Annotated in this window: 13 protein-coding genes, 2 pseudogenes and 1 riboswitch; of the genes and pseudogenes, 8 read left to right on the top strand and 7 right to left on the bottom strand. The window is 70.9% G+C overall.

Going from position 1 to position 14,410, the window contains the following annotated elements; genetic code table 11:
- Nucleotides 1-10 precede the first annotated feature (10 nt).
- From O7546_RS00075 to O7546_RS00055, 5 genes are all read left to right on the top strand, one after another.
- Nucleotides 11-907 carry a transposase gene (locus O7546_RS00075; RefSeq protein WP_281600330.1) on the top strand — a complete coding sequence of 299 codons (897 nt, stop codon included), beginning with the start codon at nt 11-13 and terminating at the stop codon, nt 905-907.
- 63 nt (nt 908-970) lie between these two features.
- Nucleotides 971-1,282, top strand: coding sequence for a transposase (locus O7546_RS00070; protein WP_194803493.1), 312 nt, complete (start codon nt 971-973; stop codon nt 1,280-1,282).
- The gene (locus O7546_RS00065; RefSeq protein WP_281599701.1) at nt 1,279-1,794 is read left to right on the top strand and encodes an IS3 family transposase; all 516 of its coding nucleotides are present in this window, start codon (nt 1,279-1,281) and stop codon (nt 1,792-1,794) included. The genes O7546_RS00070 and O7546_RS00065 overlap by 4 nt, the downstream gene beginning before the upstream one ends.
- Nucleotides 1,719-2,204 (top strand): IS3 family transposase, encoded by a 486-nt coding sequence (locus O7546_RS00060; protein ID WP_281599703.1) that lies wholly within the window; start codon nt 1,719-1,721, stop codon nt 2,202-2,204. Before O7546_RS00065 ends, O7546_RS00060 begins: the two co-directional genes overlap by 76 nt.
- Before the next feature lie 571 nt (nt 2,205-2,775).
- Complete coding sequence (locus O7546_RS00055; protein WP_194802082.1) at nt 2,776-3,855, top strand: IS110 family transposase; 1,080 nt, start codon at nt 2,776-2,778, stop codon at nt 3,853-3,855.
- A gap of 44 nt (nt 3,856-3,899) precedes the next feature.
- Here the strand turns inward: O7546_RS00055 and O7546_RS00050 are convergent, their stop codons facing one another.
- The 4 genes and pseudogenes from O7546_RS00050 to O7546_RS00035 all read right to left on the bottom strand — a co-directional run.
- A complete protein-coding gene (locus O7546_RS00050; protein WP_269698014.1) occupies nt 3,900-4,679 on the bottom strand; it encodes an ABC transporter ATP-binding protein in 780 nt (259 codons plus the stop codon).
- The gene (locus O7546_RS00045; protein ID WP_281601129.1) at nt 4,676-5,749 is read right to left on the bottom strand and encodes an iron ABC transporter permease; all 1,074 of its coding nucleotides are present in this window, start codon (nt 5,747-5,749) and stop codon (nt 4,676-4,678) included. The genes O7546_RS00050 and O7546_RS00045 overlap by 4 nt, the downstream gene beginning before the upstream one ends.
- A gap of 86 nt (nt 5,750-5,835) precedes the next feature.
- Complete coding sequence (locus tag O7546_RS00040; protein ID WP_194802060.1) at nt 5,836-6,768, bottom strand: ABC transporter substrate-binding protein; 933 nt, start codon at nt 6,766-6,768, stop codon at nt 5,836-5,838.
- A 107-nt stretch (nt 6,769-6,875) separates the two neighbouring features.
- Nucleotides 6,876-6,969, bottom strand: a riboswitch (cobalamin riboswitch).
- 120 nt (nt 6,970-7,089) lie between these two features.
- Nucleotides 7,090-8,409 (bottom strand): annotated as a pseudogene (locus tag O7546_RS00035) (M14 family metallopeptidase); the annotation flags it as partial.
- 205 nt (nt 8,410-8,614) lie between these two features.
- Between O7546_RS00035 and O7546_RS00030 the strand changes: the two are divergent.
- Nucleotides 8,615-9,955, top strand: a complete 1,341-nt coding sequence (locus tag O7546_RS00030) for a C39 family peptidase (RefSeq protein WP_194802062.1) — start codon at nt 8,615-8,617, stop codon at nt 9,953-9,955.
- 90 nt (nt 9,956-10,045) lie between these two features.
- Here the strand turns inward: O7546_RS00030 and O7546_RS00025 are convergent, their stop codons facing one another.
- The 3 genes from O7546_RS00025 to mqnE are packed head-to-tail and all read right to left on the bottom strand — an operon-like array spanning nt 10,046 to nt 11,974.
- Nucleotides 10,046-10,342 (bottom strand): DUF4229 domain-containing protein, encoded by a 297-nt coding sequence (locus O7546_RS00025; RefSeq protein ID WP_194802063.1) that lies wholly within the window; start codon nt 10,340-10,342, stop codon nt 10,046-10,048.
- A gap of 26 nt (nt 10,343-10,368) precedes the next feature.
- Entirely contained in the window at nt 10,369-10,797 is a 429-nt protein-coding gene (locus O7546_RS00020) for a hypothetical protein (protein WP_194802064.1), read from the bottom strand.
- Nucleotides 10,798-10,804: 7 nt separating this feature from the next.
- A complete protein-coding gene (gene mqnE / locus O7546_RS00015; RefSeq protein ID WP_194802065.1) occupies nt 10,805-11,974 on the bottom strand; it encodes an aminofutalosine synthase MqnE in 1,170 nt (389 codons plus the stop codon).
- A gap of 222 nt (nt 11,975-12,196) precedes the next feature.
- On the opposite strand from mqnE, the gene O7546_RS00010 reads away from it, so the two are divergent.
- Together O7546_RS00010 and O7546_RS00005 are read left to right on the top strand one after the other, a co-directional pair.
- On the top strand, nt 12,197-13,813 hold the full coding sequence (locus O7546_RS00010) for a C40 family peptidase (RefSeq protein ID WP_281600329.1): 1,617 nt from the start codon (nt 12,197-12,199) through the stop codon (nt 13,811-13,813).
- 109 nt (nt 13,814-13,922) lie between these two features.
- A pseudogene (locus O7546_RS00005) lies at nt 13,923-14,410 on the top strand (hypothetical protein); the annotation flags it as partial.

Raw genomic sequence — 14,410 nt, 5'->3', positions numbered from 1 at the left:
AGAACCGTCCGTGTTTCCCATCCTGGCAGAACGTCTGGCCGAGCGTGTCGACGCGGTCGTCGGTGTGGACACCCATACCGATACGCACACCGCCGCGGTGCTCACCGCGGTCGGCACCGTGCTGGCGGAGATCACCGTGCCGGCCACCGACGACGGCGCCGCTGTCCTGCTGGCCTGGGCCGGCCGGCAGACGGCCGTGCTGGGAACGGGCCGGCGGGCCTGGGCCCTGGACGGCGCTCGTTGTCACGGTGTCGGTCTGCTGCGCGTCCTGCGCGCCGCGGGTGAGTACGTCCTGGAAGCACCCAAACCCGCTGCCGGGCGCTGCCGTCGAGGCGGCAAGTCCGACGCGCTGGACGCCGCGCACGCCGCTCGTGGCGTCCTGGCCGCCGACCACGTCGCCTCACCCCGCACCGACGGCGACCGGGAAGCCCTGCGCCTGCTGCACGTCTGCCGCCGCCACTACAGCGACACCCGCACCGCCACCATCAACCTGTTCAAATCGGTGATCCTCACCGCCGACGACGACCTCCGCACACAGATGCGAGGACTGAGCACCCTGCGACAGGTCCAGCACGCCACCACCCTCACCACCACCAGCGGCAGCGGTCTCGACCGGCTGCGCCGCACTCACCTGGCAACCCTCGCCGAGCAGATCCAGACCCTCGACCGGCTCCTGAAAGCCAACCTCACCGAAATCCGCACCCTGGTCGACAAACTCTGCCCCACCCTGCTCGACCAACCCGGCATCGGCCCCGTCACCGCCGCGATCGCGCTGACCGCCTGGTCACACCCCGGCCGGTTCCGCAACGAAGCCGCCTTCGCCTCACTCGCCGGCGTCAGCCCCGTCCCCGCCAGCTCAGGGCGCATCACCCGCCACCGCCTCAACCGAGGCGGCGACCGCACCTGAGCCACCCCCGCTTTCATGGAGCTTCTTGATCATGGTCTTATGGCCGTGGGGAGGAAGTCGTCCGTGGCAGCACCGAAGAAGTACCCCGACGAGCTACGTCAGCGCGCCGTGCGCCTGTATCGCGAGTCGGACCCGAAGCCGGTGATCCGGCGCCTGGCCGAGCAACTCGGCGTGCATCACGAGGCGTTGCGGAACTGGATCCGCCAGGCCGAGGCCGACACGGGTGAGCGTCACGACCGGCCGACCAGCGAGATGGCGGACGAGAACCGGCGGCTGCGCAAGGAAGTTGCCGAGTTGCGGCGGGCGAACGAGATTCTGAAGGCCGCGAGTGCGTATTTCGCGGCGGAGCTCGACCCGACCCGGCGACGGTCATGAGGTTCATTCACGAACACCGTGACCAGTTCGCGGTCGCGCTCCTGCTACGGGTCCTCAACATCGGCGCTTCAACCTACTACGCGTGGGTCAAGCAGGCCGAGCAGCCCTGCGACCGGGACGTCGTCGACCTGGGGCTGATCTCCAACATCCACGAGATCTGGGAGACCTCCGGGCGCACCTACGGCGCTGACCGGGTCCACCGGCAGCTGCGCCGTGACGGCATCCGCGTGGGCCGCAAGCGCGTCGAGCGGCTGATGGCCGAGCAGGGCTGGCAGGGGGCGTTCCTGCGTCGAGGCTGGCGTGGTGGCTCCACGAAGCAGGATCCCCGGCACACGCCGGCGCCGGATCTGGTCAATCGGCAGTTCACCGCCGACGGGCCGAACCGGCTCTGGGTTGCCGACGCCACCCGCATCCCGTGCGGTGAGGGTGTGTTCTGTTGGCTGCGGTCCGCGACGCGTTTTCCCGCCGGATCGTCGGGTGGAAGACGTCTGACCGCTGCGACACCGACCTGATCCTCGCCGCCCTCGAATACGGCATCTGGTCGCGCGACGTCCGCGACGGCCAGTTGATCCACCACAGCGACCGCGGGTCGAACTACACGTCGTTCCGCTTCGCGGAACGCTTGCAGGACAACGGGATCCTGCCGTCGATGGGCTCCGTCGGCGACTCGTACGACAACGCCCTGATGGAGAACTTCTGGTCCACGCTGAAGATCGAACTCGTCTACCGCACGTCCTGGCGGACCCGCGACGAGGCCGAGAACGCGATCTTCGCCTACATCGACGGCTGGTACAACACCCGCCGCATACAGAAGGAACTGGGCTACCTCAGCCCGAACGAGTACGAGACCGCCTGGCACACCCGCCAGCCGCAACCAGCCGAGCCACCTATCGCCACCCCTGCGCCAGCCGGCAGCAGGTAACCACCGCTCCATCAAAGCGGGGGGAACTCAACCCTCAACGCCGCCCTGCACACCATCGCCAAAACCCGCCAACGATGCCACCAGCCCACCAAGGACTACATCAACCGCCGCACCACCGAAGGCCGCACCCCAGCCGAGATCACCCGCAGCCTCAAACGCTACATAGCCCGCCAAATCTGGCGCACCCTCGAAGCCACCACTTGACAGCAACCTTCACAGATCTTGCAGTTGCGGCCCTCCCCTTGCGATATATGCACCTTTCGCCGGGGCGGAAAGTGCAAGACGCTTCTATGTGTGTGGTGATCGGTTCGGCTGGTTGCCGTTAGGGTTCGGCGTTGGTGATCACTCGGGTGACTCTCCGTTGATCCGGCTGCCCGTGGTGTGGGTGTGCCTTGTGCAAGACCTGTCCCCGGGTGATCGTCGGCGCCGGCCCGGCCCACCCTGCTGGCCTGATCAGAAGCCTGCCCGTGCGAGCACACGTGGCCCATCACAGATCTGCCGCCGAGGTGACTGCTTCCCGAGCCGACGCCGACTGTCCCGGTCGTCGCTGGCAAAGGAGCAACAATCCGAGATGACAAGGATCGTAGAGCGAGTCGCGGATCGCTACGACGTGGTGGTAGGGGTCGACACCCACACCGACACGCACACCGCCGCCGTGGTCGACCGTCTCGGCGCCGTGTTGGCGCAGGTCACCGTGCCCACCGACCCGGACGGGTTGGCCCGGTTGCTGACCTTCGCCGTCGCGCACACCCCACCGCAGGGGCGCCGGTTGTGGGCGGTGGAAGGCACCCGATCGCACGGGCAAGGGCTGTGCCGGGTGCTGGACGCTGCCGGTGAAGCGGTCTGCGAGGCACCCAAACCCCCCGCCGCGTCCCGTCGTCGGGGCGGCAAGTCCGACCACCTGGATGCGGTCGCCGCCGCCCATACGGTGCTTGCCCTGCCCGCTGAGCGCATCGCCGTGCCCCGAAGCGACGGACCACGCGAGGCACTGCGTCTGCTGCTGATCTGCCGCCGACACCACACCGATGCCCGCACCGCAGCAGTCAACCTGGTCAAAGCGTTGATCCTGACCGCCGACGACACCCTGCGCGAGGCGCTACGCGGACTATCCACCACCACCCAGATCGCCCGCCTGGCCGCCCTCGACCTACCCGAGCACACCGACCTGCCCTGCGAGGAACACACCCGCCGCCGCGAACTGACCACCCTCGCCCGGCACATCCAGACCCTCGACGCCACCCTCGCCGACAACCACCAACGCCTACGCACCCTCGTCACCGAACTGTGCCCACCCCTGCTCGACCAACCCGGCATCGGACCCGTCACCGCCGCGATCGCCCTCACCGCCTGGTCCCACCCCGGCCGCGTCCGATCAGAAGCCGCCTACGCCACCCTCGCCGGCACCGCCCCCATCCCCGTGGCCAGCGGCCGCACCAACCGACACCGCCTCAACCGCGGCGGCGACAGAACCCTCAACAGCGCCCTACACACCATCGCCCTCACCCGCCGCCGCATCCACCCCGAAACCCGCGACTACATCACCCGCCGCCGCACCGAAGGCCGCACCACCAAAGAAATCACCCGCTGCCTCAAGCGCTACATCGCCCGACAGATCTACCGCACCATCACCAACCACCACCGCACCACTTGACAACCCCACTCACAGATCAACGGCGTGGGAAGGGCAGCAGGGGGTCAGGTGGGGCGGACGGGGACCACCAAGGGGCCGTGGTCGCCGGGGATCACCCGAATGTGGGCTCGGTAGTGGCGGGCCAACAGGTCCTCGGTGAGCACCTCCTCCGGCGGGCCGGCGGCTGCCACCCGGCCGTCGGCGAGCAGGACCAGGCGGTCGGCGTACTCGCCGGCGATGGAGAGGTCGTGCATGGTGGCGAGCACGGTCAGGCCGTGCTCGCGGCGGAGCTGGTCGACCAGTTCCAGCACCTCCTGCTGGTGCCCGATGTCCAGCGCGCTGGTCGGCTCGTCGAGCAGCAGCAGGGTGGCGCCCTGGGCCAGCGCCCGGGCCAGGAAGACGCGCTGCCGCTCGCCGCCGGAGAGCGTGGCCAGCTCGCGGTGGGCGAACGGGCCCAGGTCGAGCCGGTCCAGCACCTCGTGCACGGCGGCCAGGTCGGCGGCCGACTCGCGGCCCAGCGCCGGGATGTACGGGGTGCGCCCGAGCAGCGCGTAGTCGAAGACCGACATGCCGGCCGGCACCACCGGGGACTGGGCCACGGTGGCCACCACCCGGGCTCGTTCGCGGCGCCGGAGCGCGCCGATCGGCGTACCGAAGAGTGCGACCTCGCCCGGGCCGGTCAGCAGGCCGCCGACGGCGCGCAACAGGGTCGACTTGCCGGCGCCGTTGGGGCCGATCACGGTGACCCACTCGCCCGCGGCGACGGTCAGGTCGACGCCGGTCAGGATCGGGTTGCCGCCGAGGTCGACCCGCAGGTCGTGGACGCGCACGGCGGGGGCGTTCACATCGCCACCCGGCGGGCGGTACGCAGGACGAGGACGAAGAACGGGCCGCCGAGCAGCGCGGTGACCACGCCGATCGGGATCTCGGCGGGTGCGGCGGCGGTACGGGCGACCACGTCGGTGAGCGCGAGGAACGCGCCGCCGAACAGCATCGACAGCGGCAGGATCACCCGGTGGCTGGAACCGGCGAGCAGCCGCATGGTGTGCGGCACGATGATGCCGACGAAGCCGATCAGCCCGGACGCGGAGACGGCGGCGGCGGTGCCGAGCGACGCGGCGGCGATCAGCAGGTAGCGGGAGCGCTGCGGGTGCAGGCCGAGACCGGCGGCCTCGTCGTCGCCGACGGAGAGCACGTCCAGCTCACGCCGGTGCAGCAGCACCACCACGGAGGTGAGCACGAAGTACGGCAGGACCAGCCACACGTCGTGCCAGCCGGCGGTGGCGAGCCGCCCGAGCAGCCAGGAGTAGACCTGCTGGATGTTGTCGGAGTGCTGTTGCAGCAGGTACGTCTGCCCGGCGGCGAAGAACGCGGACACCGCCACGCCGGCCAGGATCAGCGTGGCCGGGGACCGGTCCCGGCCGCCGGCCGCGCCGAGGAGGTACGTCAGCACGACCGCGCCGAGCGATCCGACGAACGCGGCGAGCGGAATGGTGATCGGCAGCCCGGTCAGCGCGCCGCCCGCACCGGCGCCGAGCACGATCGCCGCGGTGACCGCGAATCCGGCGCCGGCCGCCACGCCGAGCAGGTACGGGTCGGCCAGCGGGTTACGGAAGACGCCCTGGTAGCAGCCGCCGGCCAGGGCGAGGAGCGCGCCGACGAGCAGGCCGAGCACGACCCGGGGCAGCCGCAGCTCGGTGATGATCGCGACTTCCCGCTCGGTGAGCCCGCTGTCCAGGTGCACGCCGGGCAGCAGGTTGAGCAGTTCGGCCGCGACGCTGCCGGGCGGCAGGCTGACCGGGCCGAGGGAGACGCCCGCCACCAGCGCGACGAGCACCGCCACGACTCCGGCGAACAGCCAGCGCTTACGCAGCCCGGCCGGGCGGATCGGGGTGCCGGCCGCGCCGCGCCGCAGGGGCCGGGGTAGCCGGTCACCCGGCCGGGGCGCCCGAGGCGTCCCGGCCGGGTTCGGGGCGGAGTCCGCCTGTCGAAGGGCCACGGTCAGGCCGGGACCTTGGCGGTGGCGTCGACGATCACCCTGAGCAGGTCGACCACGCGCGGGCCCCAGCGCGAGGCGATGTCGTCGTCCAGCTCCACGATCTGGTTGTTCTTCACGGCGGTGATGCCGGACCAGCCGCTGCGCGCCTTCACCGTGTCGGCGTTCTGCTTGCAGCACTTGGTGTCGGAGAGGAAGACGAAGTCGGGGTTCGCCTTGACGATGACCTCCTGGGAGAGCTGCGGGTAGCCGCCGTTCTTCCCGTCGGCGTCGGACGCGTCGGCGATGTTCTCCAGGCCGGCGAGCGCGTAGATGGTGCCGATGAAGGTCTTGCTGGTCGCGCTGTACAGCTCCGGGCCCAGCTCGTGGAAGTAGGTCGGCTTCTCCGTACGCTTCGGCAGGTCCTTGGTCAGCGCGGTGATGTCGTCCTTCATCTTCTGCACCACGGCGTCCGCCTCGGCCCGGTGGCCGGTGAGCGTGCCCAGGTCGGTGAGCTGCCGGTACGTGTCGTCGAGCGTGGCCGCGGCGGGGATCTGCAGGACCGGGATCTTCAGAGCGACGAGCTGGTCGGCGATCTTGTTGAGGTTGTCCGAGATCACCACGAGGTCGGGGTTGCGGGAGGCGACCGCCTCGGCGTTCGGCTGGTAGCCGGACAGGTCGGTGCGGGGCGCCTCGGCCGGGTAGTTCGACTGGTCGTCGACGGCGGTGACCTGCTTCCCGGCGCCGATGGCGAAGAGCATCTCGGTGGAGGTCGGCGAGAGCGAGACGATCTTCTCGGGCCGCTTCTCCAGCGTCAGCTTGCCGACGGTGGCCGGGAACGCGCCGCCGGAGCCGCCGGCGGCGGGGGTGTCGGTCGAGGTCTTCTCGGCGCAGCCGCCGAGGAGCAGCACGCCGGCCGCGAGCGCGGTGGCGAAGAGCCGGGGGGTACGTCTGGACATGGAACCTCCTGTCGGTCGAGGAGTGTGGTGCTTCGCCGACAGGAAGAAAGGCCCGTCCGCGAGGCGCCCTTCCTCGAGAGCGCGTGTCGCGACCGGGCCGCAGGCGACCTGGCTCGTCCCACGTCCGTCGGCGCCGGCGGAAGGCCGGCGCCGCGCGTACGGGGCATCACAGTTGCGGGACAGCGCCGGTTTCGCACCGGCTTCGCTGTGGCACGGTCGGTGCCACGGTAGCGCACGACCAGCGGAGATCGTCCGGACGGGCGGGGTGGGCGGGAACCCCGGCGGGGGTGGAACCGGGGTTCCCGCCCGGTGGTGAGGTCAGCAGTACTGGCTCTGCTTGCCGATCGCCCGGTACGGGCAGTCGGCGTACTCGGACAGGATCAGCACGGCCTCCCGGTTGCGTGAGGTCTGCGCCGGGATCACCTCGTCCGGCGGGTAGAAGCCGCCGCCGGAGGCCGAGCCGGGGTACATCTCGAAGGTGTACGCCCAGATCTTGTGAGCGCCCCACATCCAGTCGATGCTGGTGCCGTCGGCGATGTAGAGGTCACTCGACTGTTCCGGGGTGTAGTTGTTCGTCGCCGCCATCTGCCGTCCGATGGTGGCGAAGGTGTTGTACTGGTCGGTGTTCATCCCGGTGGCGGTGTTGTTGTACGTGTATCCGTACGGCCAGAGCACCAGCTGCGAATAGGTGTGGAAGTCGATGTTCGCCTTGATCTGCTGCACGCCGCCGACGACCCGGCTGTTGACGAAGTTGCGCAGCGCCGCGGTCTCCGGGGCGGAGAAGGCGGACGGGCCCCGGTAGGTGTCCGACGACTTGGTGCCGGACGAGCCGCCGCAGCAGCCCCACTGGTAGGCCCAGTTGCGGTTCAGGTCGGTGCCGATGGCTGTGGAACCGCTGTTGGGCTGCCGGTTCTTGCGCCAGGAGCGGTACGAGCCGGTGGCGATGTCGTACTCGCTGCCGTCCGGGTTGACGGTGGGGACGATCCAGATCTCCCGGGAGTTGACGATGCTTGTGATCCGGGAGTCGCTGCCGTAGTTGTCGGTGAAGAGGTTGAGCAGGTAGATCGCCATCTCGACGGTCAGGTGCTCCCGGGCGTGCTGCTGGGCGTTGAACAGGATCTCCGGCTCGGCCTCGTCGGTGGCGACGTTGTCGGAGATCTTCACCGCCATCAGGTCCCGGCCCTGGTACGACGTGCCGATGCTCAGCTTGCGGGCGATGGTCGGGTGGTCGGCGACCACCTTGTTCACCACCGCTGTCAACTCGGCGTAGTCGTGGTAGTTCGAGTCGGCGGGCGGGAACGCGTTGGCGGTCATGCCCCCGTCGGCGTGGTCGTGCTCCGGCACGGCGTCCTTCTCGAGCCGGAATCCGAGCCGGGTGATCGCGTTGGCCTCGGCCTTGGTCGCCGTGACGTGCAGCACGCCGTGCTCGGAGTAGTCGATCGCGGCACCGGTGGAGGCGACCGCGGTGCGGTCGGCCGCCGTACGCGGGCCGAGGACCCGGTAGGCGACTGTGGTCGGCTCGCCGGAGCCTTCCGGTGCGGGTCGGGCGACGGCGGGGGCTGCGGCCGCGGCGACGATGGTGAGGCCGACGGCGGCGGCGAGCGCCAGCCGGCGGCGGAGCGGAGAGGCGCGGAAGGCCATGGACAACCTCCTGGGGGTACGGGAGATCCCGTTGTCCGCACACTCCACCAGGAGACACATGGTCATATCAATATCTGTCTTTGCCTTCGGCCATCCCGACCTGATCGTCACTTCGGCAATGATTTTCTATGCCTGAACATCTGGCGAAACTTCCCGCCAAGCGCGACAGTGAACGGCAACGATGCCGTCTCCCTGTGGAGCTGCCATGTTCGGACGACCCATGCGCGCGGCCGCCCTCGCCGGCCTCACCGCGCTCACCCTCCTCGGCACCAGCACTCCGGTCCAGGCACAAGCGCCGCGACCGGGCGTCACGCACGACGAACAGATCACCTTCCAGGAGTTCTCCCGCTTCCCCGACTGGCGTACCGGCACCCACCAGGGCACCCGCGCCGTACCGGGGCGCCACCCGGCGCTGACCATCGACCGCCCGGCGGGCACCACCGAGTTCACCGACGAGCACACCGGCACGACACGCACCTGGGAGTACGCCACCTGGACCTCGCCGGAGCGGCGGATCGGCTTCGACGCCACCGAGATGGTCGCGTCGTGGAACGCCGCCACCCCGGCCGGCACCTGGATCCAGGTCGAACTGCACGGCACGTACAACACCGGGGCACAGACCCCCTGGTACGTCATGGGCCGCTGGGCCTCCGGCGACCAGGACATCAAGCGCTCCACGCTGGACGGCCAGGGCGACCCGTGGTCGAGCATCTGGACCGACACGTTCTCGGTCGACGACGCCGACGCCGGGGTGCTGCTGCGCTCGTACCAGTTGCGGCTGACGCTCTACCGCGCGCCCGGCCAGGCAGCCGCGCCGCAGGTCCGGATGCTCGGCGCGATGGCGTCGAACGTGCCGGACCGGTTCACCGTCACGCCGAGCCGGGGCGGTATCGCCTGGGGCACCGAACTGGCCGTGCCGCGCTACTCGCAGAACATCCACATCGGCGAGTACCCCGAGTACGACGGCGGCGGTGAGGCGTGGTGCTCACCCACCTCGACGGAGATGGTGGTCGAGTACTGGGGTCGCAAGCCCTCGGCCGAGGACACCTCCTGGGTCGACCCCTCCTACCCCGACCCGACCGTCGACCACGCCGCCCGGATGACCTACGACTACGAATACGAGGGCGCCGGCAACTGGCCGTTCAACACCGCGTACGCGGCGAGCTTCCCCGGCCTGGAGGCGCGGGTCACCCGGCTGCACTCGCTGGACGAGGCGGAACGGTTCATCAAGGCGGGCATCCCGGTGGTCACCTCGCAGTCGTTCCTCGCCAGCGAACTGGACGGGGCCAACTACGGCACCTCCGGGCACCTGTTCGTGATCGTCGGCTTCACCGCCGACGGCGACGTGATCGTCAACGACCCGGCGTCCTCGTCCAACGACGCGGTCCGCAACGTCTACAAGCGGGAGCAGTTCGAGCAGATCTGGCTGCGCACCAAGCGCTACCGGGCCAACGGCACCGTGGCCTCCGGCTCCGGCGGCATCGCGTACCTGATCAAGCCGGCCGACCGGCCGTGGCCGGTCGTCCCGGGCTCGACCAACTGGTGAATCGCCCGGCCGGCCGGTGAACGGTTCGGCCGGCCGATGACGACGAGGGGCCCGGTGCCGTGTCCGGCGCCGGGCCCCTCGTTCGTCCGCTCAGCCGTCGCGGCGTTCGGCGTCCGGCTCGGTGGCCGGCGCGGTGCCCGGCTCGTCGTCACCGGCGAGCGCCGAGCGCAGCCGGTCCTTCTCCGCGCGACGCCGCTCCGACGCCTCCGCCATCTCGCCGGCCATCTCGTCCCGCCAGTTGCGCAGCAGGAAGAACGACAGCGCGGCGGAGGAGATCAGCGCCACCATCAGCCGCAGGAACATGTTCATCTCGACGAACCAGAGGGCTGCCAGCACGGCGACGAACAGCCCGACCCGGCCCAGCGTGTACTTGACCGCCGCGCTCATTCCCGCATTCCCACTCTCTCCGTGCCTCAGCCCGTACGCCGGGCCAGCCAGTGCACGCCATGAAACCAGATGACGGCGTAGACCACGGTGAACACCGCCGCGGCCAGCGCGCCGGTGAACAGCGCGGGCAGCCCGGAGGCCAGGCCCGCGGCCAGCAGACCGGCGACGATGCCGAGCCCGAGACCGGCCAGCGCGGCCACCACCCGGGCGGCGCCGAACTCCCAGGCCCGGAACTCGTCCCAGAACAACCAGAGCGGCAGGATCACCGCGAGCCAGCCGTTCGTACCCCCGAAGCCGCTGTCGCCCACTGTGGCGAACGCCCACTCGAAGACCAGCAGCGCCAGCACCCCGATGACCAGGCCGGCCAGGCTCACCCCGAGCAGGTCACCGAGGGTGAGGATGCGGCCCTCGGCGTCGCGCCGGGGGAAGCCGCGCTGCTGTTCCTCGTCGCTCATCGCCAGGTCAGGCCCAGACCTGCTGCGGCTCGGACCGGCGCTCCGCCAGCGACGGCGGCCCGTCGTACTCGCGGACGATCTCGTAGCGGGTGTTCCGCTCGACGGGACGGAAGCCCGCGTCCCAGATCATGTGCAGCAGGTCGTCGCGGTGCATGGTGTTCGGCGTGCCGTACGAGTCGGCGTCGTGGGTGATCTTGTATTCCACGACCGAGCCGTCCAGGTCGTCGACGCCGAAGTTCAGCGAGAGCTGCGCGACAGACAGCCCGTGCATGACCCAGAAGCACTTCACGTGCGGCACGTTGTCGAACAGCAGCCGGGAGACCGCGAACGTCTTGAGCGACTCGGCCGGCGAGGCCATCGTGGTCCGGGCCTGGATCCGGTTACGGATCTTGCCGTCCGCCGAGTCGACGAAGTCGTGCTGGTAGCGCAGCGGGATGAAGACCTGGAAACCGCCGGTCTCGTCCTGCAGCTCACGCAGCCGCAGCACGTGGTCGACCCGGTGCCGGGGCTCCTCGATGTGGCCGTAGAGCATCGTCGACGGCGTCTTCATGCCCTTCGAGTGGGCCAGCCGGTGGATGCGCGACCAGTCCTCCCAGTGGCAGTTGTGGTCGACGATGTGCTGCCGGACCTCCCAGTCGAAGATCTCCGCGCCACCGCCGGTGAGCGACTCCAGGCCGGCGTCCATCAGCTCGTCGAGGATCGCGTCGGCGGTGAGCCCGCTGATCTTCTCGAACCACTGCACCTCGGTCGCGGTGAACGCCTTGAGGTTGACCTTCGGCAGCGCGGCCTTCAGCTCGCGCAGCACCTTCGGGTAGTAGCGCCAGGGCAGCGTCGGGTGCAGGCCGTTGACGATGTGCAGCTCGGTGAGCTGCTCGTCCTCCATCTCCTTGGCCTTGCGGACCGCCTCGTCGATGCGCATCGTGTAGGCGTCCTTCTCGCCCGGCTTGCGCTGGAACGAGCAGTACGCGCACGACGCGGAGCAGACGTTCGTCAGGTTCAGGTGCCGGTTGACGTTGAACATCACCCGGTCGCCGTTGAGCTCGGTACGCCTGTGGTGAGCCAGCCGGCCCAGCCAGGTCAGGTCGTCGCTGTCGTAGAGGGCGATGCCGTCCTCGCGGGTCAGCCGCTCCCCCGCGTACACCTTCGCCTCGAGTTCGCGCTTGAGTCCGGCGTCCATCCGAAAGCCACGTCCTTCCACCTGGGTTCCCGATCGAGCGTACGTCGCGGGTCCGACCGGCCGCCGACCTGGGCGTGCCGGTTCACCCGTGGTCACGCTCCGCACATCGACATCGTCGCAACCGTGAGGTAAGACAGGGTGGGGCGGAACACACACCAGGGCCGTCCTGTCCCGACACGCCCCAACCACGCGTGACGGACCCCAGACCGGACGGGGAGCGGTATGGCTCACAGCACCAAGGCCCGACGGCGACGAGGACGGCAGCCGGTGATCTCACCGATCCTGCGCCCGGCGCTCTGGTCCGCCCTCCTGGGGGCGGTCGCGGCCGCGGCGCTCGCCACACCCGCCTGGGCCGACCCGCTGCCCGACGTCGTGCCCGACACCGGTTCCCGGCCCCAGGTCACCGGCCCGCTGCAGCTGCCCGGCGCGTCCGGCACCGTCCGCGGCGTACCCGGCACCGTTCCCGGCGTGCCGGGCACCGTTCCCGGCCTCCCCGGCACCGTCCCGGGTCTGCCCGGCGTCACCAACCCGGCCGACGGCCCGCTGATCGCGCAGATCAACCAGCTCGACGCCCGGGTGACCCAGCTCGGCGAGGCGCTGCTCGGGATCAAGACCGAGCGGGACGCCGCGCAGACCGAGCTGGCCCAGTCCGCCACCCGGCTCAAGGAGGCCCAGGAAGCGCTCCGCCGCGCCCAGGACAACGCCAAGAGCGCCGCCGCCGACGCCGTGAAGGCCGACGCGGCGCTGCCGCCCGGCGAGTTCGGCGCCAGCCTGCGCGACTTCGCCAACCTCCAGCGCATCACCCGCGGCGACAAGGCCGAGGGCGCCACCACGTCGGTGACCGGCGAACTCCTGCGTGCCACAAGCGCCGAGGAGGCCGCCCGAAAGGCACACGAGTCGGCCCAGCGCCGGGCCGGCGAGAAGGCCGCCGAGTTCACCCGCGCCGAGACCGACCTGCGCAAGCAGGAGACCGCGCTCGTCGCGTTGCGCAAGGAGAACGCGGCCAAGCTGCTGGAGATCGAGCGCCTTGCGGACGCCGCCGAGCAACGGCTCGGCACCTCGTACGTGGTCGACCAGAGCATCGACGGCCTGGTGGCGGACCCGAAGGCGCTCGCCGCCGTGCGCTACGCCCTCGCCCAGCTCGGCGACCCCTACCTGTGGGCTGCGGAGGGCCCGGACCGGTTCGACTGTTCCGGCCTGATGCTCGCCTCCTACCAGGCGGCCGGCTACCGGGGCCTGCCCCGCGTCGCCAAGGACCAGTACTTCGCCACCCGGTCCCGCACCGTCTCGCCGACCGCCCTGCTCCCCGGTGACCTGCTGTTCTTCGCCTCCAGCAGCAGCTGGACCAGCGTCCACCACGTCGCCATGTACATCGGCAACGGCAAGATGGTGGAGGCGCCGCGGACCGGCGACGTCGTCAAGATCTCGGTGGTCCGCTGGTCCCGCCTCTACGCCGCCACCCGGGTGATCGGAGCGGTTCCCGCCCCGGCCACGCCCGTCCCGCCGCCCACCGTGCCGGCCACGCCGAAGCCGTCGACCACGCCCAAGCCGACGCCCACCACCCCGAAGCCGTCGACCACACCCAAGCCGACGCCGACCACGCCGAAGCCCACCACGCCGACGCCGAAGCCGACGACGTCCAGCCCGGCGCCGACCACGCCGCCGCCGAGCCCGACCGACTCGCCCGACCCGACGCCGAGCCAGAGCGAGAGCGCGGAGCCGGACACCACCAGCGCCGCGCCGAGCAGCAGCAGTGTCGCCCCGTCGAGAAGCAGCGTCGCCCCGTCGAGCAGCACGTCCGGCAGCGGCTCCGCCAGCCCCAGCAGCAGCGCCGACTGACCCAACCGCCACTCCGGCTGTGCTCCCGGGCCGGAATGTGGCACGGTGAGATCCAGGCACTTCCGGTCGGCGCCACGGCCGGAGGCGAGCGTGGGTGCGGAGGGGCGAGATGGGCGAGCAGGACGTTCCGGCGGAGAAGGTCCACCCGGGACCGACGCCCGGCCCCGCCGACCCGGCCGGCGACGACGACAGCGGTTCGGGTCCACCGGTGGCCGTCGCGCGGGCGCGGGTGTCCGTCGCCGGCGCGGCCGTACCGCCGCCCGCCGGTGACGCGCAGCCGATTCCGCAGGCCGGCCCGACGACGTACCGGGCAGGCACCCAGGCGGAGACCCCACCACCGCTGGACCGGCGTCTGCCCGGCGCCACCGTGCCGCCGTCCAGTTGGTCCGCCTTCGCCGTGGGCGAACGCCAGGCGACACCCCAGCCCGCCGCCGGCACGGCGCCCACGCCCGCCGCCGCGGAGGCCGACGGCGACGCCTCCCCGGGTACGCCCGGCAGTGCTCCGGCCGCCATCCCGGCACCCCGCGTCTCCGGGTCTGCACGCGTGCCCGCTCCGGCCGCCGCAACCGCGGACGCGGCAGCGCCGGCCGACGCCGC

The organism is Micromonospora sp. WMMA1976 (assembly GCF_027497335.1).
GTDB lineage: Bacteria > Actinomycetota > Actinomycetes > Mycobacteriales > Micromonosporaceae > Micromonospora > Micromonospora aurantiaca.
The sequence above is the reverse complement of the archived record's forward strand: the minus strand, read 5'-3'. Positions and strand labels throughout refer to the sequence as shown.

Excerpts from the sequence above, each read along its gene's own strand:
- mqnE (WP_194802065.1), bottom strand. The coding sequence starts at position 11,974 with ATGGACGCCGGACTCAAGCGCGAACTCGAGGCGAAGGTGTACGCGGGG.
- O7546_RS00025 (WP_194802063.1), bottom strand. The coding sequence starts at position 10,342 with ATGAGCGCGGCGGTCAAGTACACGCTGGGCCGGGTCGGGCTGTTCGTC.
- O7546_RS00010 (WP_281600329.1), top strand. The coding sequence starts at position 12,197 with ATGGCTCACAGCACCAAGGCCCGACGGCGACGAGGACGGCAGCCGGTG.
- O7546_RS00055 (WP_194802082.1), top strand. The coding sequence starts at position 2,776 with ATGACAAGGATCGTAGAGCGAGTCGCGGATCGCTACGACGTGGTGGTA.
- O7546_RS00030 (WP_194802062.1), top strand. The coding sequence starts at position 8,615 with ATGTTCGGACGACCCATGCGCGCGGCCGCCCTCGCCGGCCTCACCGCG.
- O7546_RS00065 (WP_281599701.1), top strand. The coding sequence starts at position 1,279 with ATGAGGTTCATTCACGAACACCGTGACCAGTTCGCGGTCGCGCTCCTG.
- O7546_RS00040 (WP_194802060.1), bottom strand. The coding sequence starts at position 6,768 with ATGTCCAGACGTACCCCCCGGCTCTTCGCCACCGCGCTCGCGGCCGGC.
- O7546_RS00020 (WP_194802064.1), bottom strand. The coding sequence starts at position 10,797 with ATGAGCGACGAGGAACAGCAGCGCGGCTTCCCCCGGCGCGACGCCGAG.